Here is a 23,757-nt window from a genome sequence, read left to right as displayed (position 1 = left end):
ACCGGCGACGCGCCTTTGCAAAGGTCAGCGGTGCCAGCGGGCCCAGATCGCGGTTGGCATAATCAGCCCGCGCGCTTCCTCGCGCACCGCCAGTTCGCCCGCCTCCACCGTACCGCCCAGATCGGCGAAGGTCTGGCGCAGCAATTCGCCGATCGCCAGCGCCGACATGCGTACGGCATAGACGGTGAGGAACAGGAAGCGCGATTCGGCGTCGAGCAGCTTGCGGCAATCCTGGATCAGGCCGGGCAGGCCGTCTTCCAGCTTCCACACCTCGCCATCCGGCCCGCGGCCATATTTCGGCGGATCGAGCAGGATGCCGTCATACCGCCGCCCCCGCCGAACCTCGCGGGCTACGAACTTGGTCGCGTCATCGGTCATCCAGCGGATCGGCTTGTCGGACAGGCCCGAGAGCGCGGCGTTGGCCCGCGCCGCCTCGACCGATTTCTTCGAAGCATCGACATGCACCATCTTAACGCCCCGCGCCGCCATCGCGCAGGTGCCGACCCCGGTATAGCCGAACAGGTTCATGCATTCCGGCTCGGGTTTGTCCGCCACCTGTTCGCGCATCCAGCTCCACACCGGTGCCATGTCAGGGAAGAAACCCAGATGACGGAACGGCGTGTTGTTGGCGGTGAACGACACATCGTCCCATTTCAGCGCCCAACCTTCGCGCGGCACCGTTTCGCTGAACTCCCAGCGTCCGCCGCCATCCTCGTCCGATCCGGGCACGAATTCGCCATGCGCCTTCCAGTCCGGTTTGGCGGGTGCCCATAGTGCCTGCGCCTCGGGGCGAATGAAGCGGAAGCGGCCATAGCGTTCCAGCTTCCGGCCATGGCCCGAATCGATCAGGCCATAATCCGCCCAGGGTTCGCCGATCAGGGTTTCGAGGTTCATGCCGATGGGGTGGCGCGCTCGCCGATATAGGCCGTCACCGCCTCGAACGTGCCGGGCAGGCTGTCATAGCGTTCCTCGCGCTCGAACAGGTCGCCGATCCGTGCGGGCAGGGTGGGACGCGCGCCGGTCGAGCGTTCGACGGCGTCGCGGAACTTGGCCGGATGTGCGGTCGCCAGCGTGACGATCGGCACGTCTCCGAGGTCGATCCGCCGCGCGGCGGCCAGAGCGATCGCGGTGTGCGGGTCGATCACCTCGCCGGCGGAATCGCAGGCCCAGCGCATGGCGAGCGCCATATCGTCGAGATCAATCCGGTCGCTGGCGAACAAGGGTTCCGCGCCCGCCCGCTGCGCATTGGTCAGCCGCATCGCCTTCGAAGCCTCGAAGCCCTTCATCTGCGCCGCCAGCGCCGCGCCATCCCGCCCGCCGAGATCGAACAACAGCCGCTCGAAATTGCTCGACACCTGAATGTCCATCGACGGGGAAGGGGTCGGCACCACCGTGCCTTGCGAATAATCGCCCTCGGACAGCGCACGGTGCAGGATGTCGTTGACGTTGGTCGCCACGATCAGCTTGGCGATCGGCAACCCCATCTTCGCCGCGACATAGCCGGCGAACACGTCGCCGAAATTGCCCGTCGGCACCGAGAACGCCACCGGCCGCTCAGGCGCGCCGAGACGCACGGCGGCGTAGAAGTAATAGACCACCTGCGCCATCAGCCGCGCCCAGTTGATCGAATTGACCGCGGACAGGGTGAATTTGCCGCTGAACTCCGGCGAATTGAACATCGCCTTCACCAGCGCCTGCGCATCGTCGAAGCTGCCGTCGATCGCGATGTTGTGGATGTTGGGTGCCAGCACCGTGGTCATCTGCCGCCGCTGCACGTCCGACACGCGACCCTTCGGATGGAGCATGAAAACATCCACGCCCGCGCGCCCGGCCAACGCGTCGATCGCCGCCGATCCGGTGTCGCCCGATGTCGCGCCGACGACGGTAAGGTGCTTGTCGCTGCCGGTCAGGAAGCGTTCGAACAGCAGGCCGAGGAACTGCAGCGCCACATCCTTGAACGCCAGGGTCGGGCCATGGAACAGTTCGAGCAGCCAATGCTGTCCGTCGAGCTGGACCAATGGCGTGACCGCGGCGTGGCTGAACCGGCCATAAGCTTGCGTGCACAGCGCCTTCAGGTCTTCACGGGTGAGGCTGCCCGCAACGAACGGCGCCATGACCTCGACGGCGGTATCGACATAGGACAGGCCTTGCAGCGCGGCGATCTGCTCGCGGCTCAGCGTCGGCCATGCCTCGGGCAGGTAAAGCCCGCCATCGCTGGCGAGGCCGGCCAGCGTGACCTGCTGGAAATCGAGAACGGGCGCATCGCCCCTGGTGCTTACGTAGCGCATAGGCTGTGGCGACTAGCGGGCGGTGGCCGACTCGGCAACTGCAAGCCCGTCATGCTGAACTTGTTTCAGCATCCAGGCGCGGTCATTTGCCCGGAATAGACGATATCCATATGGCATCCGATCGCGCCTGGATCCTGAAACGAGTTCAGGATGACGGTTTCGGTGGAGATGTCACCCGCCGCCGCAGAGCCAGCACATAGATGATCCCCGCCAACGCGGCGAAAATGAACCATTGCACCGCATAAGCCAGATGATTGTTCGGCACCGCCGACAGGTCCGGCCCCGGATTGGCGTCCAGCCCGGCGGCTGGCGCGTCGCTGACCAGCATCAACGTCTTGGGTCGCGCCTCGCCGATGAGGGACATGATCAGCGGCTGATCGTCGGGCGCGTGCGTGATATAGCCATGCACCTCGCCGCCCTTCCACGCCGGCTTGCCACCCGCCGCGCGCGCGACGCCGATCTGCACCGTCATCCCAGGCCCCTCGGCGCCAGTGCGGCATTGCGCGATCTGACGCCAGCCCGAGCCGCCCTTGGAGTTGCGACCGGAGCGCTCGCGCCATGTCACCGGCTCCAGGCACATCCCGCTCGCCTTGCGGAATAGCAAAGCGTCGTCGACCGGGATGGACGGGAAGGCGATCGGCGGGCGCGTGATATTGGCGGCATATTGGACGAGCAACGCCTCCTTCTCGGCCTTGCGCTGCAATTGCCAGATGCCCAGCGCGATCATCGTCGCGATGGCCAGAGCGACGACGATCGTCGCGATCACCGGTACACGTTTCATGCCTTCAGCCCTCGTCCGGAACGTCGCTGATCCGGCCCTCGCGCGCGGCGTTGCGATATTCGGCGGCGATCAGCGCTCCCTTCGCGGCGCGTAGCGACACGACCACGCCTGCCGCCGTTACCGGGATCCAGATCAGCATGTGCAGCCACAGCGGCGGGTGCAGCGTGAGTTCGAGCGCGATCGCCAGCGCGGTGACGATCGCGCCGAGGATCAGCGTCAGAAACGCCGCCGGGCCATCGCCGACGTTGAAGCTGTTGAAATCGAGGCCGCAGTTCGAACATTTCGGGGCGAAAGTCGCGAACCCGTCGAACAGGGTCTTGGCGCCGCAGCGCGGGCAGAGCGCACCCAATGCCACCTGCATCGGTGTGGGTGAGGGGGTAGGGGATGCGGGCCGGGGCGGCGTTTCCGCCTCGGCCCGCACGGGATCGGTCAACCGCCGTGGACCGGCGCGCCCCAGCCGCCCCAGACGTAGATCGTGACGAACAGGAACAGCCACACCACGTCGACGAAGTGCCAGTACCAGGCTGCTGCCTCGAAGCCGAAATGCTGCTTCGGGGTGAAATCGCCCTTATAGGCGCGCACCAGGCAGACGATCAGGAAGATCGTGCCGATCAGCACGTGGAAGCCGTGGAAGCCCGTCGCCATGAAGAAGGACGCGCCGTAATTGATGCCCTTGAACGGGAACGGTGCCTCCGAATATTCATAGGCCTGGATCGAGCTGAACAGGATGCCGAGCACGATCGTCAGCCACAGGCCCTTCAGCACGCCATCCTTGTTGCCGACGCCGATCAGGCCCCAGAGGCCGGTCTTCTCGCCGCCGCGCTGGCCATGGATCAGGGCGTGGTGCGCCCAGGTGACGGTGGTGCCGCTGGTCAGCAGGATCAGCGTGTTGAGCAGCGGGAACTTGAAGGCGTCGATCACCTCCAGGCCCTTGGGCGGCCACGTCGCCGCACCCTTGGCGGCATCGGCGATCAGGCCTGGCACGCCGGCGGCCAGTTCGACCGGTGCCGGAAACAGCGAGAAATCGAAGAACGCCCAGAACCAGCCGACGAAGAACATAACCTCGGAGGCGATGAACAGGATCATGCCGTAGCGCAGATGCAGCTGCACGACCGGCGTATGATCGCCGGCATGCGCTTCCTTGATCACGTTGCCCCACCAGCAGAACATGGTGGTCAGCACGCCGAGCAGGCCGAGGAAGAACACCACGCCGCCGCCATTGGGATGGCCGACATGCCCGCCATGCATCCACATGATGCCACCCGCCGCCATGGCGAGGGCCGAGAACGAGCCGATGATCGGCCACGGATCGGGCGCGAGAATATGGTAATCGTGGTTCTTGGCGCCGGCCATGGTCGGTCCCCTGTTTAGCCTGTTTGTACCCGCTCTAGCTTGCTGCTTTGCCGGAATCCACCGGGTAAAACGTGTAACTGAGCGTGATCGTGCGGATATCCTTCGCATCCGGGTCCGCCATGATCTTCGGATCGACGAAGAAGATCACCGGCATGCGTGCCGTCTCGCCCGGTTTCAGCGTCTGCTGGGTGAAGCAGAAGCATTGGATCTTGGTGAAATATTTGCCCGCCTGCGCCGGCGTCACGTTGAACGTGGCGGTGCCGGTGATCGGTTTGGCAGAGGTGTTCGTCGCGGTGAAGAACACCATGTCGCGTGCGCCGATATCGACGGTTTCGGATGGATTCTCCGGCTCGAACTTCCACGGCAGCTTCGGGCTGACATTGGTGTCGAAATCGATGCGGATCTTGCCGTCCACCGCGCCCGGCGCGGCAAGCCCGCGCTGCGTCGTGCCGTTCAGGCCCGTCGCCTGGCAGAACAAGCGGTACAGCGGCACGCTGGCCCAGGCGAGCCCGGTCATGAAACAGATGCCCAGCACCGCGAACAAGGCGGTGCGGTTCGTGCCAGTCAACCTTGCGGCGCTCAATGCGGCATCCCCGCCTTGATCTTGGCGATGCTGATCGCGAAGACGAGGATGACGAACGCGCCGAGGATCGCCGCCATCACGATCGCACGGCTGCGCTGGCGGGCGCGGATCAGGTCGGTTTCGCTTTGGATGGGGTCGTTCGGCATGAGCGTCAGATCCAATGGTCGGCGACCAGCGCGCCGAACAGAATGAAGAGGTACAGGATCGAATAGGCGAACAGGCGCTTCTCCGGGCGCATCGTGTCGCCCACCTGCGTGCGCCGCGCCGCGACCTGCGCCGCCATCAGGCCGAACAGCGCCGTCGTCACCATCGCGACCCAGCCATAGATCGCACCGGTCAGCCCCAGCGCCCACGGCGCGATCGCCGCGGCGGCCATCGGGATCGTGTACAGCCCGATCTGCGTCCGCGTCGCGCGCTCACCCGCCACGACGGGCAGCATCGGCACGCCGGCGGCGGCGTAATCGGTCTTCATGAACAGCGCGAGCGCCCAGAAATGCGGCGGCGTCCACAGGAAGACGAGGACGAACAGCAGCACCGGCAACGTCGCGATATCGCCGGTCGCCGCGGCCCAGCCGATCAACGGTGGAAACGCACCCGCCGCCCCGCCGATGACGATGTTCTGCGGCGTGCGGCGCTTCAGCCACACGGTGTAGACCAGCACGTAGAACAGGATCGAGACGGTGAGGATGGCGGCGGCGAGCACATTGGTGGCCAGCCCGAGCAGGATGACCGAGAACGCCGCCAGCCCGACCCCGAAATGCAGCGCCGATCCGCGCTCCATCCGCCCGGCGGGCAGCGGGCGGCCTTGCGTGCGCTTCATCTTGGCGTCGATATCCGCCTCATACCATTGGTTCAGCGCGCCTGCCGCGCCCGCGCCCAATGCGATGCACAGGATCGCGGTGAAGCCCAAAACGGGATCGATCGTGACGGGGGCCGCAAGCATCCCGCACAGCCCGGTGAACACCACGAGCGTCATCACGCGCGGCTTCGTCAGCGCCAGGAAATCGCGCCAGTCGGCGGGCAGGGGGAGAGTCGTCGCGGCCATGATTGCGGGCGCTATAGGCTGTTGAGCGGGCCGGGGAAAGCGGGGAGGTGGACAGAACCCATCGCTATGCGGCTGTCGCGATGGTGAAACGGTTCAGGTCGAGGGTCGCGAGATCGAGCAGATATTGGCGTTCCTTCTGGTTGGCCCAACCCTCGGGCCAGTTTCCCAAAAGCCAGACAGCCTGATCCAGCCATGCAAGATTAAGAACCGCGCTCCAGCTTTCGATTTCGATAGGCGCAAGCGTCACCTTCTCACGATAGGCTTCCACGAAGATGTGCCATTGCCTGTCCGTCCAGACGCGATCCGGTGCTGAAGGTAAATCGCAGTGGAATAGCAACAGGGCCACCGCAAGGTCATACAGGCGGGGCATTCGTGCGGCATGGTCGGGATCTACAAGTGTTGGCTCCGGCCCGAAAACGAGATTCGAGGCTTTGAAGTCGAAGCTGCATCCCGCCAGCGGAAGGCCCTCCACCGTGGTTGCAACGCCTATCCTTTGAGCGGTCAGTACTTCAAGTCGGGAAGCCTCGAAGCCGTAGTCCCGCATTGCCGACATGGCCGAGGCAAGATGCTTTTCGGTCCATTCTAATGCGTGAACTACCGGCCGATCATACGTCAGAAGATCATTAGTTTCCGGCAGGTCGGCCGCATGCATCTGACCAAGCAGTCTGCCCGCATACGCAATTTCGTCGTCAAATGCGTGATAGCCGGTGCCCTCGACGAATGGGTAGACGACCCATTCCTTGCCATCGTCGAGTTGGCGCGGATTGGGGGAAAGATGTGGTGCCGGAGCCACTATGCGCACACCGAGTTGGCGAAGCGCGGTTAGCCATCGACCAATAGCCACACCGCTTGAATGCGCCAGCCCGGTTCTTTTCAGAACCCAATCGCCGCGCCGATCGCGGATTCGCAAGACGGGGGCGTATTCATATAACGAGACGGGCGCGGCCGGATGCTCGAAAGGAAAGGCTGTGATCGCGGTATGCTGGTCCATCCCGTCAGGATAGCCGGGTAAGTCCAAGGAATGGAAGACGGCCAACCGGATGCTGCGTTTCAGCGTCGATGTCTATTGCGGAACGATGGCAAGCGTTGATTGTCGCTTCCAACGAAAAAACGCCCCGGCTCATCACCGGGGCGTTTTTTTGCTTGGCGCGATGCGGGGGCGGCCCCGCATCGTCAGTCCTGACTGCGTCAGGCTGGCCGGCCGTTCGCGTGGCCCCGGCGGGGCCACCGGCGCGCAGCGTGCGCGCCTCGCTCCGGCTCAATCGATCCGCGGCAGGGTCTCGAACTGGTGGAACGGCGGCGGGGAGGACAGGGTCCATTCCAGCGTCGTCGCACCTTCGCCCCAGGGATTGTCGGGGGCCTTCTTGCCCGCAAGCAGCGACCAGAACAGGTTGACGAAGAACACCACCATACCCGCGGCCATGATCATGTAGCCGACCGTGGCGACATAGTTCCAGTGCGCCAACCCATCGGTGTAATCGGGCATGCGGCGCGGCTGGCCCTGCAGCCCCAGGAAGTGCATCGGGAAGAACATCACGTTCACGCCGATGAAGAACACCCAGAAGTGCAGCTGGCCGAGGAACTCGTTGTACATCTTGCCCGTCATCTTCGGGAACCAATAATAGAACCCGGCGAACAGCGAGAAGACCGCACCCAGCGACAGCACATAGTGGAAATGCGCCACCACGTAATACGTGTCCTGCATGTAATCGTCGACGCCACCGTTCGCGAGCACGACGCCGGTCACGCCGCCGACGGTGAACATGAAGATGAAGCCGATCGCCCAGACCATCGGGGTCTTGAAGCTCATCGATCCGCCCCACATCGTCGCGATCCACGAGAAGATCTTGATGCCGGTCGGCACCGCGATCACCATCGTCGCGGCGGTGAAGTACATCTTGGTGTTCACGCTCAGACCGGTCGTAAACATGTGGTGTGCCCACACGACGAACCCGACCACGCCGATCGCGACCATGGCATAGGCCATGCCGAGATAGCCGAACACCGGCTTCTTCGAGAAGGTCGAGATGATGTGGCTGACGATGCCGAAGCCCGGCAGGATCATGATGTACACTTCGGGATGGCCGAAGAACCAGAACAGATGCTGGTAGAGGATCGGATCGCCACCGCCCGAAGGATCGAAGAAAGTGGTGCCGAAGTTGCGATCGGTCAGCAGCATGGTGATCGCCGCGGCCAGCACCGGCAGCGCCAGCAGCAGCAGGAATGCGGTGACCAGCACCGACCAGACGAACAGCGGCATCTTGTGCAGCGTCATGCCCGGTGCGCGCATGTTGAAGATCGTGGTGATGAAGTTGATCGCGCCCAGGATCGACGATGCGCCGGCCAGATGCAGCGACAGGATCGCCATGTCGGTCGACGGCCCCGGCTCGCCATAAGTGGAGAGCGGTGCGTAGAGCGTCCAGCCGTTACCTGCGCCACCGAAGAACGGCGAAGCGAGCAGCAGCGAGAAAGCGGGGACCAGCAGCCAGAACGAAATGTTGTTCATGCGCGGGAAGGCCATGTCCGGCGCGCCGATCATGATCGGGACGAACCAGTTGCCGAAGCCGCCGATCATCGCCGGCATGACCATGAAGAACACCATGATCAGGCCGTGCGCGGTGACGAGGACGTTCCAGAGGTGGAGCGATTCGTCGAGGCTGGCCGGGCCACCGTGCAGCATCGAGGCCCAGCCCTGAAGGTACTGGATGCCCGGATGCGCCAGTTCGGCGCGCATCAGGCCGGAGACCGAGCCGCCGATGATCCCCGCGATGATCGCGAAGATCAGGTACAGCGTGCCGATGTCCTTGTGGTTGGTCGACATGAACCAGCGGGCGAAGAACGCCGGCTTGTGTTCGGTATCGTGCGCATGATCGTCATGGCCGTGGGCCGTGAACGCGGACGAGTGGATGGCGGTATCGGTCATGGCTTACTGTCCCGTGCCGGCGCCGGCGGGGTTGCCCGTCGCGCCCTGGGTGGTGGCAGGAGCGACGGCGGTCGCGTTCTCGACCGCGCCGTCGGTGGTGTTGCTGGCCGGCGCCGCGGCGGCTCCGGCGGCCTGCGGGGTCAGCGCGGCGGGTGCGGTTGAGGGCTTGGCGCCCTTGACCGATCCGCCCTTGGCCAGCACCCAGGCATTGAACTGCGCGAGCGGAACGGCCTCGACCGCGATCGGCATATAGCCGTGGCGCGCGCCGCAGAGTTCGCTGCACTGGCCGAAATAGACGCCCGGCTTCTCGATCGTGAAGCTCGTCTCGTTCAGGCGACCCGGCACCGCGTCCAGCTTGATCCAGAAGGCGGGGACCGCCCAGCTGTGGATCACGTCGTTGGCGGTGGTGATCAGGCGGATCGGCACGCCGACCGGCAGGACGATGCGGTTGTCGGCGGCGAGCAGGCGCGGACCGTCCGCATCGGTGCGGAAGCGCGTGCCGGCCGGCACTTCGCTCTTTTCCTTCAGCAAATTGGCGGTGATCTCGAAGCCGCCATTGTCAGGATATTGATACGACCAATACCATTGGTTGCCGATCGCCTTCAGCGTGATGGCGTTGGCCGGCGCGGGTTTGAACTGCGCCTGCAGCAGGCCGATCGACGGCACCGCGAGCAGCACTAGGATCAGCACCGGGGCCAGCGTCCAGACGATCTCGATCGCGGTGTTGTGGCTGGTCTTGGACGGCACGGCATTCTTCGCCGCGCGGTAGCGATACACCACCCAGAACAGCAGCCCGAGAACGAACAGCGAGACGACGGTGATGACGGGCACGAGGATCGCATCATGGAAATGATGCGCGCGTTCGCCGTTTTTGGTCACCTGCGGCTGGATGCCGTAATGGCCGTTCACCGGCTGGCCGACGCCGGCGGTCGGGGCGATCGCATAGGCACCGTCCTGCGCCAGGGCCAGGCTGGCGGATGCGGGCGCAGCGGCGGGAGTCGCCGCCACCGGAGCGACCGTGGCGGGCGCCGGCGCGGTTACGGCCGGCGCGGTGGGTGCGGCGGGCGGCGCCGCGGCATAGCCCGCGCCAGCCACCAGCAGCCCGGCTGCCAGTGCGATCGATTTGAACCCCGTCATGCGCATATGTGTCGTCACCCCTGGCGATGGTGCTGCGACATTGCACGGCGCAGCACTGGGCAGGATTCCACCCGTTTGACCCGCGCCTATACGCGCGCGGCCTCTATCCCTCAAGCGCCATGCGCGGAGTTTTTTGTGGTGGACGTTGCACTTGGGGGGCACGCGGCCCTATTTGGCGCGCGAAAGGCATGGTGCGCGGATGACGGAAGACGAGGTTCTGGACGAATTCCGCGCGGCCGAGGCGCTGCTGGAGGGGCATTTCATCCTTTCGTCCGGGCTGCGCTCCCCCCGATATTTGCAGTGCGCGCGCGTGCTGATGGATCCGGCGCGGGGCGCACGCCTGGCCGAGGCGCTCGTCGCGCGCCTGCCCGCCGACGTTCGCGGTGCGATCCAGGCGGTCGTCTCGCCCGCGATGGGCGGGGTGATCGCCGGGCATGAAATGGGCCGCGCGCTGGGCGTCGAGGCGATGTTCCTCGAACGGCCCGAGGGGGTGTTCGAGCTGCGGCGTGGCTTCCGGCTGGAACCGGGCGCGCGCGTGTTCATGATGGAGGACGTGGTGACGACCGGCCTGTCCTCGCGCGAGGCGATCGCCGCGATCGCCCGCGCCGGAGGCGACACGGTCGCGGCCGGCGCATTGGTTGATCGCTCGTCGGGCAAGGCGGACCTCGGCGTCCCGTTCTTCCCGCTGATCCGGCTCGACGTGCCGACCTACGCCGCCGATGCGCTGCCGCCCGAACTCGAGGCGATCCCCGCGATCAAGCCGGGGAGTCGGGCGGCGTGAAGGGGCTTTTCCTCGCTGGACTGGTTCTGATCGCGACGCCTGCCGCTGCCGAAACGGTCGATGAGGTCGCCGTGCGGTACAAGCTGGCCGGCGAAGTGCTGGTGGCGCGCGGTAACAAGGTGTTGATCGATAAGGGCTATGGCACGATCAAGCCGAGCGGCGGCGCGAGCCACAAGCCGCGCGAACGCTGGCGGCTGGCTTCGATCACAAAACAGGTGACGGCGGCGCTGGTCATGCAGGACGTTGCGAGCGGAAAGCTGACGTTGGACCAGAATTATCCCTGGGTGGTCGACGCTCCGTTCGTTGGTGCGACGCCGCGCATGTTGCTGACTCATCAAAGCGGCGTGGCAAACCCGGATGACACGCCTCAGAACGCCGTCGGCGTGCCGTCCTTCTATGCCGGTGTCACTCCAGACGTCTCTTATTGTTATTCGGTCGGTGCACGCATCGCGCCGTTCAAATATAATAATTGCGATTACATCCTGCTCGGCGAACTGGCGAGGATCGTTGCGCAGCATCCGATCGAGGCGCGTTGGCCGAAAGGAATGGCGATGGCGCGCACTGGCGAAAAGGGCGTGCCGGGCTTTGTCGGCGGCAAGCTTGATCCGGCATTCGAACTCGCCAGCTGGGGTGCGGCCGGCGGTTTGATGGGCACGGCGCAAGCGGTCTTCGCATTCGACCGGTCCTTGATGACAGGCAGGCTGCTCCCACCATTTGCGCGCGACGCGTTATGGACGCCGGAGGGCAAGGGTAGTTATCAGGCGCTCGGCCAGTGGGTGTTTCCCGGAAAGCTCAAGGGTTGCGTAGCACCCAAGCGGATCGTTCAGCGCGATGGCGAAATCTACGGCGTTCAAGCACGCAACTTCATCTTTCCCGATGACGATCTGGTTGTGATCGTCTTCACCAACCGCAGTTCGGAAGATTTCCAGATGGGCGAGGTCTGGGAAGCCAAGGGTTTCGTCTATGACCTCCTCTCGGCGGCGGCATGTTCATGACCGATCACCTCCGCCTCGGCGTCAACATCGATCACGTCGCCACGGTGCGCAATGCGCGTGGGGCGGGCTATCCCGATCCGGTGCGGGCGGCGTTGCTGGCGGCGCAGGCGGGGGCGGACGGGATCACCGCGCATCTGCGCGAGGATCGGCGGCACATCACCGACGATGATATCGCGCGCCTGTCCGACCAACTGACGATCCCGCTTAACCTGGAGATGGCGGCGACCGACGAGATGCTCGCCATCGCGCTGCGCCACCGCCCGCATGCCGCGTGCATCGTGCCGGAAAAGCGCGAGGAACTGACCACCGAAGGCGGTCTGGACGCGGCCGGGTTGCACGATCGCCTCGCGCCGTTGGTCGGTGAATTGAAGGCGGCGAACATCCGCGTCTCGCTGTTCATCGAACCGGACGCGCGGCAGATCGAGGCCGCGCTGCGGCTCGGCGCGCCGGTGGTCGAACTGCACACCGGGCGTTATGCCGAACTGGACGGGGCAGCGCGCGCGGACGAGCTTCGCCGCCTCGCCGATGCCGCCGCGCTGGCGGCGAAGAACGGCATCGAGGTGCATGCGGGGCACGGCCTGACGTACGACAATGTTGCGCCGATCGCGGCGATTCCGCAGGTGCGCGAATTGAACATCGGCCATTTCCTGATCGGCGAGGCGATGTTCGTCGGGCTGGGTGAGGCGGTGCGGCTGATGCGCGCCGCGATGGATGTGGCGCGGTGATCATCGGTCTCGGTTCCGATCTGTGCAATATCGAGCGCATTCAGGCGTCGCTCGATCGGTTCGGCGAGCGGTTCGAGAACCGCGTCTTCACCGAAACCGAACGCGCCAAGGCCGCGCGGCGGCCGTTCACCAAGGCGGGCACGCTGGCCAAGCGCTTCGCCGCCAAGGAGGCGTTTTCCAAGGCGGTCGGCACCGGCTTCAAGGCCGGCGTGTTCATGAAGGACATCGGCGTCATCAATGCGAAGTCCGGCGCGCCGACCTTGCTGCTGACCGGCGGGGCCAAGGCGAGGCTTGACGCGCTGATACCGGACGGCCACGCCGCTCGGGTACATCTGACGATGACCGACGATCATCCCTGGGCGCAGGCCTTCGTGATCATCGAGGCCATCCCGAGTTACTGAGGATACCGAATGACGGCCGAGACTCCGGTGCCGGGCGAACCCGAAACGGTCACAAAGACCGGACCCGCGCCCACCCCTGCCCAGACGAAATCGGTGTGGTGGGAAGAGGTGAAGGGCATCCTGTGGCTGATCCTCGCCGTGCTCGGCTTCCACAGCTTTATCGCCAAGCCGTTCTACATCCCGTCCGAATCGATGATGCCGATCCTGCGAACCGGCGATCGGCTGGTGGTGACGAAATATCCCTACGGCTGGTCGTTCATCTCGCCGACCATTCCCAATCCGGCGGCGATCTTCCGTAGCCTCGTGCTGCACCAGCCGGAGGAAAGCTGGGGCGTGCAATTGCCGTTCGTGCACGGCCGGCTGTTCGGCCGCCTGCCGATCCGCGGCGACGTGGTGATCGTGACCCCGCCGGGCCGCAACACCGATTACATCAAACGCCTGATCGGCCTGCCCGGAGACCGGTTGCAGGTGCGCGGCGGGGTACTCTACATCAACGGCAAGGCGGTGCGGCGCGGCCCGATCCACGACGTGCTGGTGCCGGTCGATACCAACTTGCCGTGCACCGACAACGAATATCCCGGTGCGCTGGAAACCGCCGCCGACGGCCAGCAATATTGCCGCCTGCCGATCGTCACCGAGACACTGCCGAACGGGCGCCGCTACGACACGGTCGAGCTCGGTTACAGCCCCGGCGACAATTACGGGCCGATCACCATTCCCGCCGGCCATGTCTTCCTGATGGGCGACAATCGCGATCGCAGCTCCGACAGCCGCTTCCCGCTCGGTGAGCCGGATCTCGGCCTCGGCGGCGCGGTGCCGTGGGAATATGTTGGCGGGCGCGCCGAATTCATCACCTTCTCGCTGGACGGCACCGCATCGTGGAACCCGCTGACCTGGTGGGGCGCTCTGCGCTCCGGGCGCGCGGGCAATTCGCTGCATCCGCAGGAGACCGCGAAGTGAATTCAGCCGACGAGAAGGTGCAAGTGATCTCGGGCGCCAGCCCCAACGAGGTTCGCGATCCCGCCGTCCGCGCTGAGATCAAGAAGGCCAGCGTGTGGTTCGGCATCGCCTGTGCGATCGCTTTGGTCGTGCTGCTCGTCCAGCCGTTGCTGATCATCTTCGCCGGCCTGGTCTTCGCCGCGATGCTCGACGGCGGCGTGCGCCTGCTCGGCAAGGTGCTGAAGATCGGGCGCGGCTGGCGGTTGACGATCGTCGTCCTGCTGACGGTCGCCTTCCTGCTCGGCACCTTTTACCTCACCGGTGTGCAGGTCGCGCAGCAATTCACCCAGCTTCGCGCCACGCTGGAGGGGCAGTTCGACAAGGTGTCGGGCTGGCTGTCCAGTATGGGCATCATGCCGGGCAAATCGGACCTCAGCAGCATCGCGCAGCAGGCGTTGGGCTCGGTCGGCAAGATCGGTTCCTATCTCGGCATCGCGCTCGGAGCGTTGACCAGCCTGTTCATGATCCTCGTCCTCGGCCTGTTCATCGCGATGGAGCCGCGGCTTTACGATCGCGGGCTGCAATGGATGATCCCGCAAGCCAATCGCGCCGAATTCGCGCTGACGATGCAGCGCATGGGCGTGACGATGCGTCGCCTGCTCGCCGGGCGTCTGCTGGGCATGGCGCTCGAGGGCGTGCTGACGTTCCTGATCCTGTGGTTCTTCGGCGTGCCGATGGCGCTGGTGCTCGGCATCATCGCCGCGATCCTCGCCTTCATCCCCAATGTCGGCGCATTCATCACCGGCGTGCTGATGACGGCGGTGGGCTTCAGTGCCGGCGCGGATACCGGCATCGCCGCGCTGGCGACCTATTTCGTCGTGCAGACGTTCGACGGTTATGTCGTAATCCCGATGGTCGCCAAGAAGACCGTCGATCTGCCCCCGGCGCTGACGCTCGGCGCGCAGATTCTGGCGAGCACCTTGTTCGGCATTCTCGGGTTGGCGCTGGCCGATCCGATGACCGCGATGATCAAGGTCGCGATGGAACGCAGTTCGGAGCGCGCCGAGGAAGACGAGACCGCCGTCGCATGACCCGCCCGGCATGATCCGCCTCTACGATTACTGGCGCTCGTCCGCCGCCTATCGCGTGCGGATCGTGCTCAATCTCAAGGGCGTGGAGTATGATAGCGTCGCGGTGAACCTGATCGCGGCGGAGCAGGCCGGCCCGGAGAACCGCGCCCGCAACCCGCAGGGTCTTGTGCCGACGCTGGACGTGGACGGGATCCTGCTGACGCAGAGTCTGGCGATCATCGACTATCTCGACGCGACCTGGCCCGATCCGCCGATGGTGCCGCGCGATCCCGTGGCGCGCGCGCAGGTGCTGGCCCGCGCGCTGGTGATCGTCGCCGATATCCACCCGATCGACAATCTGCGCGTGTTGAAGCGGCTGGAGCAGCAGTTCGGGGCCGACCAGCCGGCGAAGGACGATTGGTATCGGCACTGGGTCGGTGTCGGGCTCGATGCGCTGGACGCGATGGCGGCTGGCAGCGGGCCGTTCCTCGGCGGGGTGGCACCGGATCTGTCCGACGTGTGTCTGGTGCCGCAGCTCTACAATGCGCGGCGCTTCGGGCTGGACGTGTCCGCATGGCCGAAACTCGCGGCGGCGGATGCGGCGTGCGCTGACCTGCCGGCCTTTGCGGCGGCGCATCCCGATCGGGTGAAGCCGGAACCGCTTTAGGCCGGAGTGCGCTGCGATCGCCCGACCAGCCGATCGAATAGCGCGAGATACTCGTCCGCCGCTTCCTCCCCGATCTGCGCCACCACAGCCGGTCGTGCCTGCCCCGGGGTCAGCCAGTGATCGAGCGCCGCCACCAGCGCCGCCTCGTCGCCAGCCGCCACGATCGTCCCGAGGTCCAGCCCGGTCACGATCTCGCGCACCGCCACGCTCGATTCGGTCGTCACCACCGGCGTGCCCAGCGCCAGCGCCTCGCGCAGCGCGCCCGGCACGCCTTCGAAATCGGACACCAGCACCACCGCCTCCGCACGCGCGATCGCCGGCAGCGGGTCCGGCGCGTGGCCGGGGAGAGTGACTCGGTCCGTCAATCCAAGCGACGCGATCTGCGTCGACAGCGCGGCGCGCGCGCTCCCCTCGCCCAGAATCACCAGCGCCACATCCGGGTCCGCCAGCAGCGGCAGCGCGGCGATCAGCCGGTCCCAGCGTTTCTGCGCCACCAGCCGCCCGACCCCGAGCACAAAGCGCCCCGTCGGCAGTTCCGGCAACGCCACGCCGGGGATCGGCAGCGCCGGCGGATTGGCGATCACCGCGACCGAGGCGCGCGGCACCGCCATGGCGCAGGCCGCTTCGTCCGCCATGCCCGGCGTCATCGCGACCACGCACGCCAGGAAATGCCGGTGCCATCGCAGCCAGTGCCGATAGGCAACGGACACCGGAAAGCTCTGGTCCGGTCGCGCCAGCGCGTTCGAGACTTTCGCGACGATCGGCGGGCAGGCCCGACCGAGCCTCAATCGCAGCCAGCCCGCCACGCCGGTATAATGATTGCCGGGGCAGAAGATCACATCCGGCTGCCGCCCCGCGACGATGCCCGGCAGCCTGAGCATCAGCCGCATCAGTCCTGGCGATCCGAGTGCCACGATCTCCACGCCGGCCGGCACCTCGTCCGCCAGCGGCCCGCTACCGGTGCCGATCACTAGCGTCACCCGGCGACCCGCCGCGATCCAGCCGCGCGCGAGTCGCAGTTGCACGCGCTCCACCCCGCCGCCGCGCCACGATTCGGCATAGGTCAGGATGTGCCGGGCACCTGGAGGGATGGGGTTGGTCATGCGTTCGGCCCGCCCCTAGGCCGTGATGTGCCGCGGAGGGAAGCGTCTTCGAACGGTCGTACAATATATCGCTTGGCCGCAGATTTGTTGCGATACGGCAACACTGCGGTTATGGGGCGCGCCTAGCCGCAACGGACTGCGCGGCAACAGCGGACAATTTTCGCCAGGTGGACACCCCGAAAACCGGAAGCTCGATGAATACCACGATTATCGATGGTCCGGTTCCGCTCGCCCCCGATATTGCTGGCCTGGAACCGCTGAAACAGATGCGCAGCCGGTGGCCGATGATCATCGGCGGGTTGTTGACGATCGCGATGGTCGTCGGGCTGGGGCGCGAATTGCTCGGGTCGGGCCTTGCCGGCCTGCATCGCGCGGTGCCGACCAGCCCCGCTTTCTACGTTACGTTCACTTTGCTCTATTTCTCCGCGCCGGTCGGCGACTGGATCATCTTCCGCCGTTTGTGGGGCATCCCCTTCGTCGGCGGGATGATCGCGCTGATCAAGAAGCGCATCGCGAACGAAGTGGTGTTCGGCTATTCGGGCGAGGCGTATTTCTACGCCTGGGCACGCAGCAAGGCGCGGATGGTCGCCGCCCCGTTCGGCGCGGTGAAGGATGTCAGCATCCTCTCCGCCATCGCCGGCAACACGATCACGCTGGCGATGTTCGCGATCGTCGTTCCGCTCGGCTATCAATTGCTCAGTGCGGCCGGGTATCTGAAGGAAGTGATCGGATCGATTGCGATCGTGATGTGCACGTCGCTGCCGTTCCTGATCTTCTCCAAGCGGGTCTTCTCGCTGGCGCGGCGCACTTTGTGGTGGATCTTCTCGATCCACTGCCTGCGCCTGATCGCGGGATCGACCTTCATCGCCTTCGCCTGGCATTACGCGCTGCCCACCGTGCCGGTCGGCATGTGGCTGTTCCTCGCCGCGGCGCGTCTTTTGGTGTCGCGTCTGCCGCTTGTGCCCAACAAAGACCTGCTTTTCGCCAACTTTGCGATCCTGATCATCGGGCAGGATCAGGAATTGTCGGAATTGGTCGCGCTCACCGCCGCCATGCAATTGCTGTTTCACGTGGTGCTGATCGCGATGTTCGGTCTCCACGGTCTGGTGACGAGGAAGAAGGGATGAAGTCTGTTCTGGTGGCCGCGATCGTTGCAGCCGCATTGCCGACGATCGCGTCGGCCCAGCCGCGCGTGCTGGGCAGCGACGCGGCGGCGTGTTCGACCGGTGGCCCGGCGATCCGCGTCAACGTGGTCGGGCTGAAGGATCGCACCGGCGATCTGAAACTGGAACTCTATCCCGCGACGGAGGAGGATTTCCTGAAGGACGATCACGATCTGGTCGCGCAGGGCAAGGTGTTCCGCCGCGTCACCGCCGATATGCCGCCGGCGGGCGATATCATGATGTGCATCCGGGTGCCGCGCCCCGGCCGCTATGCCCTGCTGTTCACGCACAATCGTGACGGCCGCAACAAGTTCAACTTCTGGTCCGACGGGGCCGGCTTTCCCAGCAACCAGCGGCTCGGACGCGCCAAGCCGAAACTGGCCCAGGCGGTGATCGACGTGCCGGCCGGCGTCGTCACCACCACGATCCGTGCGCAATATCTGCGCGGCCTCGGCGGCTTTTCTCCCATCAAGGCGGATTGACCCGGATGCGCATCGTCGACGTCAACGAATTCTATTCGCCCACCGGCGGCGGGGTGCGGACCTATATCGACCGCAAGATGGGCATCATGGCCGATCTGGGGCACGAACTGATCGTCATCGCGGCGGGGCGCGAGGACAAGATCGAGGAACGGCCCGGCGGCGGCCGGATCATCTACGTCAAGGCATCGCGCCTGCCGTTCGACAAGAATTACGGCCTGTTCTGGGATGCCACGCCGATCACGCGGCTGCTCGACGAACTGCGGCCCGATCTGGTCGAGACTTCGTCGCCGTGGCGTCCGGCCTGGATCGTCGGCAAATGGGAACCGCAGCCGGGCCATGATCCGGTGCGCGTGTTCTTCATGCATAACGACAATGTCTCGGCCTATGCACTGCGCTGGTTCGAGGGGCTGGCCCCGCAACAGCGGATTGAGCGCGCCTTCGCCTGGTACAGCCGCTATCTCAGCCGCTTCCTGGACAAATACGATGCCGTCGTCACCAACGGCCCGGCGCTGGAAAAACGCCTACGCCTGCGCGGCGTGCATATCGACAAGGCGATGCCGCTGGGCATCGAACGCGGCCATTTCTCGCCCGATTACCGCAGCGAGACGCTGCGTGCGGCCTTGCTCAAGCAATGCGATCTGCCGCCGCATGGCCATCTGCTGTTGGGCCTCGGGCGGCACCACCCGGAAAAGCGCTGGGATCTGGTCACCGATGCGGTGGTGCAGGCGGGGCAGCATGTGCCGGTCGGCATGATCCTGCTCGGCACCGGCGTCGCCAGCAAGAAGATCGATCGCCGCATTGCCGGATCGCCGCACATCCGCATGTTCCAGCCGGTCTATGATCGCGAACGCCTCGCGCGGATCATGGCGAGCTGCGATGCGCTGATCCACGGCAACGAGGCGGAGCCGTTCGGGCTGGTCGCATCGGAGGCGATGGCGGCGGGCCTGCCGCTGATCGCGCCCGACACCGGCGGCGTGGCCGAGGTCGCCGATCCGCTGACATCGGAACTCTACGCCGCGCGCGATCCCGGTGCCTGCGCCGCCGCGATTCGCCGCCTGTTCGCGCGCGATCAGAAGGTGCTGCGTCGCGCCGCTTATGTCGCGGCGGGCCGGGTGCGCAGCGACCGCGAACATACCGAGGATCTGATGGCCTATTATGCCGGGCTGGTCGCGGAAAAGCGCGCAGGGTTGGGCGTTGCTGCGGCCTGACCGGGCCATGCGCGGATAGGCTTGGCACTATTCCGTTCGTTTCGAGCGAAGTCGAGAAACCTGCCCCCGACGCTGGTTTCTCGACTTCGCTCGAAACGAACGGCGGTTGGATTAGCGGATAGCCGATGGCCTGACATATAGTCGAAACGGACCGCCCGGCACCGGCACCTCTCGCCAGCCGTTGCGCTTCGCCCAATCGGCCAGCACGCCATCCAGCGCCGCATCGCCACTTGTCCACGCACCTTCGCCGCCGGTCAGGATCGCGGCGGGCGGATCGCGGAAATGAATTCCGATCGTCCTCTGCGCGATCACGCCGTTCGCCTGTTCCTGATCGGCGTTCAGCAAATGGTGGCTGCGGAAATAGAACGGCCCGGTGGCAAAGCGCGCATCGGGCAGCCTCCCCGTGGCAGGCAGGAATTGCGGCGACAGCGTCGCGACCGGGCCGGTGACGCCCGCAGCATCCATCGTCGCGCGGATCGCCGAGCTTTGCCGCATCGCCGCGACCATCGGCACGCCGGGCACCGCCTGGATCACCGCCTCGATCGAGGGCGCGAGACCGGCGCACGCGAACACCACCAGCGCCATCCGCGCCTGCCGCCCCGGCCATACCGATTGCCAGCCGATCGCGAGCCGCACGAACACCGGCGGCAGCAGCGGCAACAGATATTGCCGCCAGGTCGGCGACGGTATCAAGGCGGCGATCAGCCCGGCCCAGATCATCCAGTCGATCGCCCGCCCGCCCTTCGCCCGCCAGCGGAAGCGGCTCGCCAGCGCAAGGCACAACAAAGCCGGGCCGAGCGCCAGAAATTTAAGCGTATCAAGCAGCTTGGCCCACCAGCTCAGCTTCCACGCCTTGCCGATGCTGCGATAATATTCGTCCGGCGCACGCGCTGGAAAATCGACCACACCGAAGAAAAAGCCGTCCGGCGCGCGCAGCATGATCGCGATCACGAACACCACGATCGGCAGCGCGCCCGCCGCCAGCCACAACGGCCGATGGCGGCGATCGTGCAGCGCGTACAGGCCATACGCGACCGCCGGCAGGGCGTAGGAAATCTTCGCCGCCGCCGCCCCGGCCAGCAGCAGCCCGGCAAGCACTGCGCTCCACCTCGTAACCCGTCCGTTCGCGGCGCGGATCACCAGCGGCAGCGCGGTCGCCAGCAGCGCGACGGGCAGGGCGTCGTTACGCGCCGTGCCCACACTGAACAGCAGGATGTCGCAACACGCGAACAGCGCACAGGCCAGCAGCGCCACCGCGTCGCGCGCACCGCCCTCGCGTGCCGCGCGGTACACGCCCGCCACCGCAACCACCCCGAGCAGCGCGTTGACGATCCGCAGTCCCGGCCACGCCCAGCCGCCGAACAACCAGGCAAACGGCGCGAACAGGAACGGTTGCAGCGGCGTCTGGAGATAGGCGAAATCGCTATACGGCCATTGCCCGTGCGCGGTCAGCACCGCCGCCGCGACATATTGGCTCTCGTCATGATCGAGCGGCCGGATCAGCGCGAGGGCGACGAGCGCCAGTGTCAGCAGCGCAAGACAGGCAAGCGGGGTCGGGCGGGCGCGATCCATGCGCCCCTTTCTCCACGGTATTGCGCCGAGTCGAGCGGTTTCATCGTTTCCCCGGCAAGGGTATTGTCACGCAGACGCCACATAAGCGGCGCAACGGAGCGCCTCAACCCGAGGACAGACCCATGCCATTCACCGTCGATCGCCGTTCCTTGCTGATGACCGGCACGCTCGGCCTGGGCGCATTTGCGGTGCCCGGCTTCACGCAGGCGCTGAGCGTCGCTGCAGCGCGCGGCTTCACCCATTCCGTGGCCAGCGGCGAGCCGGCGAGCGATTCGATGCTGCTCTGGACGCGCTATGTGCCCGCCGATGGCGGTGCGGTGGAACTGAAGGTCGAACTGTCGGAGCAGGCCGATTTCGGCAAGGTCGCGGGCGGCGGCGTGCAGATCACCGGGCCGTGGCGCGATCATACCGCCAAGATCACCGTCGCGGGCCTGAAGCCCGGCACCGACTATCACTACCGCTTCATCGCGCCGGACGGCACCCGCTCGCCGGTCGGACGGACGAAGACGCTGCCCGAGGGCAAGGTCGATCGTTTCCGAGCCGCGATCTTCTCCTGCTCGAACCTCGCCTTCGGCTATTTCAACGCTTACGCCCATGCCGCCGCGCGCGACGATCTCGACCTGACGATCCACCTCGGCGACTATCTCTACGATTATAAGCCGGATGTTTACCCGACGCTGAAGGACAGTGTCGCCGGGCGCATTCCCGAGCCGCGCAACGAACTGCTCATTCTCGCCGATTACCGCCTGCGCTATGGCAGCTACCGCGCCGATCCCGATCTTCAGGCGCTGCACCGGAAATTCCCGATGGTCGTGCAATGGGACGATCACGAATCGGCGAACGACAGCTGGGAAGGTGGCGCGGAGAATCACAGCGCCGACGAAGGCGACTGGAATGCCCGCCGCGCCGCCTCGATGCAGGCGTATCGCGAATGGATGCCGGTGTCGGACGAACCGTGGAAGGCCTATGATATCGGCAGCCTGGCGACATTGTTCCGCACCGAAACCCGCTTGCTCGCACGCACCAAGCAGCCCGATGTCGCCGCCCTGCTCAAGGACAAGGATCCCGCCGCCGCCTTGGCCGCGTTCCGCGACGGCGCGTGGATGGATCCGGGTGCGACGATGATGGGGTCGCAGCAGGAATATTGGCTCGATCACGCCATGCGCGCTTCGGTCAAGGCGGGTCGGACGTGGCAGGTGACGGGCTTCGGCACGATCATGGGCAACACGATGACGCCGCCCGATGCGCTCGGCTGGATCGCGCCGGACGCGTCGGCGCGCACCAAGAGCTATGTGCTGGGCGGTTTGGCGGCGGCAAAAGCGGGCCTGCCGAACAATTACGACAGCTGGGGCGGCTATCCCGCCGCCCGCGCACGCTTCCTGAAGGGGGCGCAAGCGGCGGGCGCGAACCTCGTCGTCATCTCGGGCGACAGCCACAATGGCTGGGCCTATGATCTGGCGCAGGACGGGCATGCGGCGGGTGTCGAGTTCGCCGGCCATGCCGTGACTTCGTCGGGCTATGAAGGCGCCCTGACCGCCGATCCGAAGACGGTCGCAGCCAGCCTGGTGCGCGCCAATCCGGAACTGAAATGGTGCGACGTCTCGCAGCGCGGCTATATGGCGCTGACGCTCACGCCCGATCGCGTCACCAACGACTGGCTGATGACCGACAGCGTGAAGACGAAGTCGGCGCGCGCGACGATCGGCCACACGGCGGTCGTGTCGCGCGGACGGAACGTGATGGCCTGACCCGGTCCTCCCCGTCCCGGGGAGGAGCTACGCGCGCACCGCCGTCAGGAAATAATCCAGCTTCGTGTCGTCGCTCAGCACGAAACCCTTCGCCAGCGAAAACCCCAACCCGCGCGTGTCGATCACCCGCAATCCGGCGGCCTCGATCAGCGGCACCAGTTCCTCGGGCGTCAGGAACTTGTCCCAGTCGTGCGTGCCCCTGGGGATGCCGCCCAAAGTCTCTCCGATGCCGATCATCGCGAGGCGCGACAGCGCGGTGCGGTTCGGCGTGGAAATCACCAGCAGCCCGCTTTCGGTCAGCGCCCCCGCCAGCCCGCGCACGAACGCGCCCGGATCGCTGACATGCTCGATCACCTCCAGCGACGTGACGAGATCGAACGTCTCCGCCCCCAGCCCCTCGACGCTGCCGGTGCGGTAATCGATCGTCAGCCCCGATCGGATGCAATGCGCCCGCGCCGCCGCGATATTCTCCGGCGCCGCGTCCAGCCCGGTCACCGCCGCGCCCATCCGCGCCAGCGGCTCGCACAGCAACCCCGCCCCGCACCCGACATCCAGCGCGCGTCTGCCCGCCAGCGGCGTGAAACTCGTATCGTCACCGTGCCAGTGCGCATCGATCCGCTCCCGCAGATAGCCGAGCCGCACCGGGTTCAGCTTGTGCAGCATCGCGGACGATCCCTTCGGATCCCACCAATCGGCGGCCATCTTGCCGAAATGCTCGGCTTCGGCGGCGTCGATGGTAGTTTCGGGCGTCGTTACGGGTGCGCTTGCCATTGTCATGGACGCTTTCTATCAG

At 65.9% G+C, this 23,757-nt stretch carries 25 protein-coding genes; 11 read left to right on the top strand and 14 right to left on the bottom strand.

Features of this window, described 5'->3' with window-relative positions; translation table 11 throughout:
- Positions 1-24 precede the first annotated feature (24 nt).
- The 11 genes from U1738_RS15030 to coxB all read right to left on the bottom strand — a co-directional run bounded on the left by U1738_RS15030 (position 25) and on the right by coxB (position 10,110).
- Positions 25-894: a class I SAM-dependent methyltransferase gene (locus U1738_RS15030; RefSeq protein ID WP_332789865.1), complete on the bottom strand. Its 870-nt coding sequence runs from the start codon at positions 892-894 to the stop codon at positions 25-27.
- On the bottom strand, positions 891-2,288 hold the full coding sequence (thrC, locus tag U1738_RS15025; protein ID WP_332789864.1) for a threonine synthase: 1,398 nt from the start codon (positions 2,286-2,288) through the stop codon (positions 891-893). Before thrC ends, U1738_RS15030 begins: the two co-directional genes overlap by 4 nt.
- Positions 2,289-2,433: 145 nt before the next feature.
- Positions 2,434-3,069, bottom strand: coding sequence for an SURF1 family protein (locus U1738_RS15020; protein WP_332789863.1), 636 nt, complete (start codon positions 3,067-3,069; stop codon positions 2,434-2,436).
- Positions 3,070-3,073: 4 nt separating this feature from the next.
- Positions 3,074-3,430 carry a DUF983 domain-containing protein gene (locus U1738_RS15015; protein ID WP_332789981.1) on the bottom strand — a complete coding sequence of 119 codons (357 nt, stop codon included), beginning with the start codon at positions 3,428-3,430 and terminating at the stop codon, positions 3,074-3,076.
- A 68-nt stretch (positions 3,431-3,498) separates the two neighbouring features.
- Positions 3,499-4,422 carry a cytochrome c oxidase subunit 3 gene (locus U1738_RS15010; protein WP_332789862.1) on the bottom strand — a complete coding sequence of 308 codons (924 nt, stop codon included), beginning with the start codon at positions 4,420-4,422 and terminating at the stop codon, positions 3,499-3,501.
- Between the two features lie 34 nt (positions 4,423-4,456).
- Entirely contained in the window at positions 4,457-4,990 is a 534-nt protein-coding gene (locus U1738_RS15005; protein WP_332789861.1) for a cytochrome c oxidase assembly protein, read from the bottom strand.
- 11 nt (positions 4,991-5,001) lie between these two features.
- Positions 5,002-5,151 carry a cytochrome c oxidase system small membrane protein gene (locus U1738_RS15000; RefSeq protein WP_332789860.1) on the bottom strand — a complete coding sequence of 50 codons (150 nt, stop codon included), beginning with the start codon at positions 5,149-5,151 and terminating at the stop codon, positions 5,002-5,004.
- A gap of 5 nt (positions 5,152-5,156) precedes the next feature.
- Positions 5,157-6,050, bottom strand: coding sequence for a heme o synthase (locus tag U1738_RS14995; RefSeq protein ID WP_332789859.1), 894 nt, complete (start codon positions 6,048-6,050; stop codon positions 5,157-5,159).
- A gap of 64 nt (positions 6,051-6,114) precedes the next feature.
- Positions 6,115-7,041, bottom strand: coding sequence for a phosphotransferase enzyme family protein (locus U1738_RS14990; protein WP_332789858.1), 927 nt, complete (start codon positions 7,039-7,041; stop codon positions 6,115-6,117).
- Positions 7,042-7,308: 267 nt separating this feature from the next.
- Positions 7,309-8,973, bottom strand: a complete 1,665-nt coding sequence (gene ctaD / locus U1738_RS14985; RefSeq protein WP_332789857.1) for a cytochrome c oxidase subunit I — start codon at positions 8,971-8,973, stop codon at positions 7,309-7,311.
- A 3-nt stretch (positions 8,974-8,976) separates the two neighbouring features.
- The gene (coxB, locus tag U1738_RS14980) at positions 8,977-10,110 is read right to left on the bottom strand and encodes a cytochrome c oxidase subunit II (RefSeq protein WP_332789856.1); all 1,134 of its coding nucleotides are present in this window, start codon (positions 10,108-10,110) and stop codon (positions 8,977-8,979) included.
- A 199-nt stretch (positions 10,111-10,309) separates the two neighbouring features.
- On the opposite strand from coxB, the gene pyrE reads away from it, so the two are divergent.
- The 7 genes from pyrE to maiA are packed head-to-tail and all read left to right on the top strand — an operon-like array spanning position 10,310 to position 15,688.
- On the top strand, positions 10,310-10,891 hold the full coding sequence (gene pyrE, locus U1738_RS14975; RefSeq protein ID WP_332789855.1) for an orotate phosphoribosyltransferase: 582 nt from the start codon (positions 10,310-10,312) through the stop codon (positions 10,889-10,891).
- Complete coding sequence (locus U1738_RS14970; RefSeq protein ID WP_332789854.1) at positions 10,888-11,886, top strand: serine hydrolase domain-containing protein; 999 nt, start codon at positions 10,888-10,890, stop codon at positions 11,884-11,886. Before pyrE ends, U1738_RS14970 begins: the two co-directional genes overlap by 4 nt.
- Positions 11,883-12,611: a pyridoxine 5'-phosphate synthase gene (locus U1738_RS14965; RefSeq protein ID WP_332789853.1), complete on the top strand. Its 729-nt coding sequence runs from the start codon at positions 11,883-11,885 to the stop codon at positions 12,609-12,611. Before U1738_RS14970 ends, U1738_RS14965 begins: the two co-directional genes overlap by 4 nt.
- Positions 12,608-13,012, top strand: a complete 405-nt coding sequence (gene acpS, locus U1738_RS14960) for a holo-ACP synthase (protein WP_332789852.1) — start codon at positions 12,608-12,610, stop codon at positions 13,010-13,012. The genes U1738_RS14965 and acpS overlap by 4 nt, the downstream gene beginning before the upstream one ends.
- A 9-nt stretch (positions 13,013-13,021) precedes the next feature.
- Positions 13,022-13,972, top strand: coding sequence for a signal peptidase I (gene lepB / locus U1738_RS14955; RefSeq protein ID WP_332789851.1), 951 nt, complete (start codon positions 13,022-13,024; stop codon positions 13,970-13,972).
- On the top strand, positions 13,969-15,042 hold the full coding sequence (locus U1738_RS14950) for an AI-2E family transporter (RefSeq protein ID WP_332789850.1): 1,074 nt from the start codon (positions 13,969-13,971) through the stop codon (positions 15,040-15,042). The genes lepB and U1738_RS14950 overlap by 4 nt, the downstream gene beginning before the upstream one ends.
- Positions 15,043-15,052: 10 nt before the next feature.
- Positions 15,053-15,688, top strand: coding sequence for a maleylacetoacetate isomerase (gene maiA, locus U1738_RS14945; RefSeq protein ID WP_332789849.1), 636 nt, complete (start codon positions 15,053-15,055; stop codon positions 15,686-15,688).
- Here maiA and U1738_RS14940 read toward each other — a convergent pair.
- A complete protein-coding gene (locus U1738_RS14940) occupies positions 15,685-16,791 on the bottom strand; it encodes a glycosyltransferase (RefSeq protein WP_332789848.1) in 1,107 nt (368 codons plus the stop codon). The two genes, maiA and U1738_RS14940, sit on opposite strands and share 4 nt — an antisense overlap.
- Before the next feature lie 194 nt (positions 16,792-16,985).
- Here U1738_RS14940 and U1738_RS14935 point away from each other — a divergent pair, with 194 nt between their 5' ends.
- The 3 genes from U1738_RS14935 to U1738_RS14925 are packed head-to-tail and all read left to right on the top strand — an operon-like array spanning position 16,986 to position 19,644.
- Entirely contained in the window at positions 16,986-17,918 is a 933-nt protein-coding gene (locus tag U1738_RS14935) for a hypothetical protein (RefSeq protein ID WP_332789847.1), read from the top strand.
- Complete coding sequence (locus U1738_RS14930) at positions 17,915-18,436, top strand: DUF2141 domain-containing protein (protein ID WP_332789846.1); 522 nt, start codon at positions 17,915-17,917, stop codon at positions 18,434-18,436. The genes U1738_RS14935 and U1738_RS14930 overlap by 4 nt, the downstream gene beginning before the upstream one ends.
- Before the next feature lie 5 nt (positions 18,437-18,441).
- Complete coding sequence (locus U1738_RS14925) at positions 18,442-19,644, top strand: glycosyltransferase (protein WP_332789845.1); 1,203 nt, start codon at positions 18,442-18,444, stop codon at positions 19,642-19,644.
- A gap of 111 nt (positions 19,645-19,755) precedes the next feature.
- Here the strand turns inward: U1738_RS14925 and U1738_RS14920 are convergent, their stop codons facing one another.
- Positions 19,756-21,216, bottom strand: coding sequence for a glycosyltransferase family 39 protein (locus U1738_RS14920; protein WP_332789844.1), 1,461 nt, complete (start codon positions 21,214-21,216; stop codon positions 19,756-19,758).
- Positions 21,217-21,338: 122 nt separating this feature from the next.
- Here U1738_RS14920 and U1738_RS14915 point away from each other — a divergent pair, with 122 nt between their 5' ends.
- Complete coding sequence (locus tag U1738_RS14915; RefSeq protein ID WP_332789843.1) at positions 21,339-22,964, top strand: alkaline phosphatase D family protein; 1,626 nt, start codon at positions 21,339-21,341, stop codon at positions 22,962-22,964.
- Positions 22,965-22,991: 27 nt separating this feature from the next.
- Here U1738_RS14915 and ubiG read toward each other — a convergent pair whose 3' ends face one another.
- Positions 22,992-23,735, bottom strand: coding sequence for a bifunctional 2-polyprenyl-6-hydroxyphenol methylase/3-demethylubiquinol 3-O-methyltransferase UbiG (gene ubiG / locus U1738_RS14910; RefSeq protein WP_332789980.1), 744 nt, complete (start codon positions 23,733-23,735; stop codon positions 22,992-22,994).
- Between the last annotated feature and the right edge of the window lie 22 nt (positions 23,736-23,757).

This window comes from Parasphingomonas caseinilytica, from assembly GCF_036663755.1.
GTDB lineage: Bacteria > Pseudomonadota > Alphaproteobacteria > Sphingomonadales > Sphingomonadaceae > Sphingomonas.
Note: the sequence above shows the minus strand (reverse complement) of the source record. Positions and strands in the feature narration are given on the sequence as shown.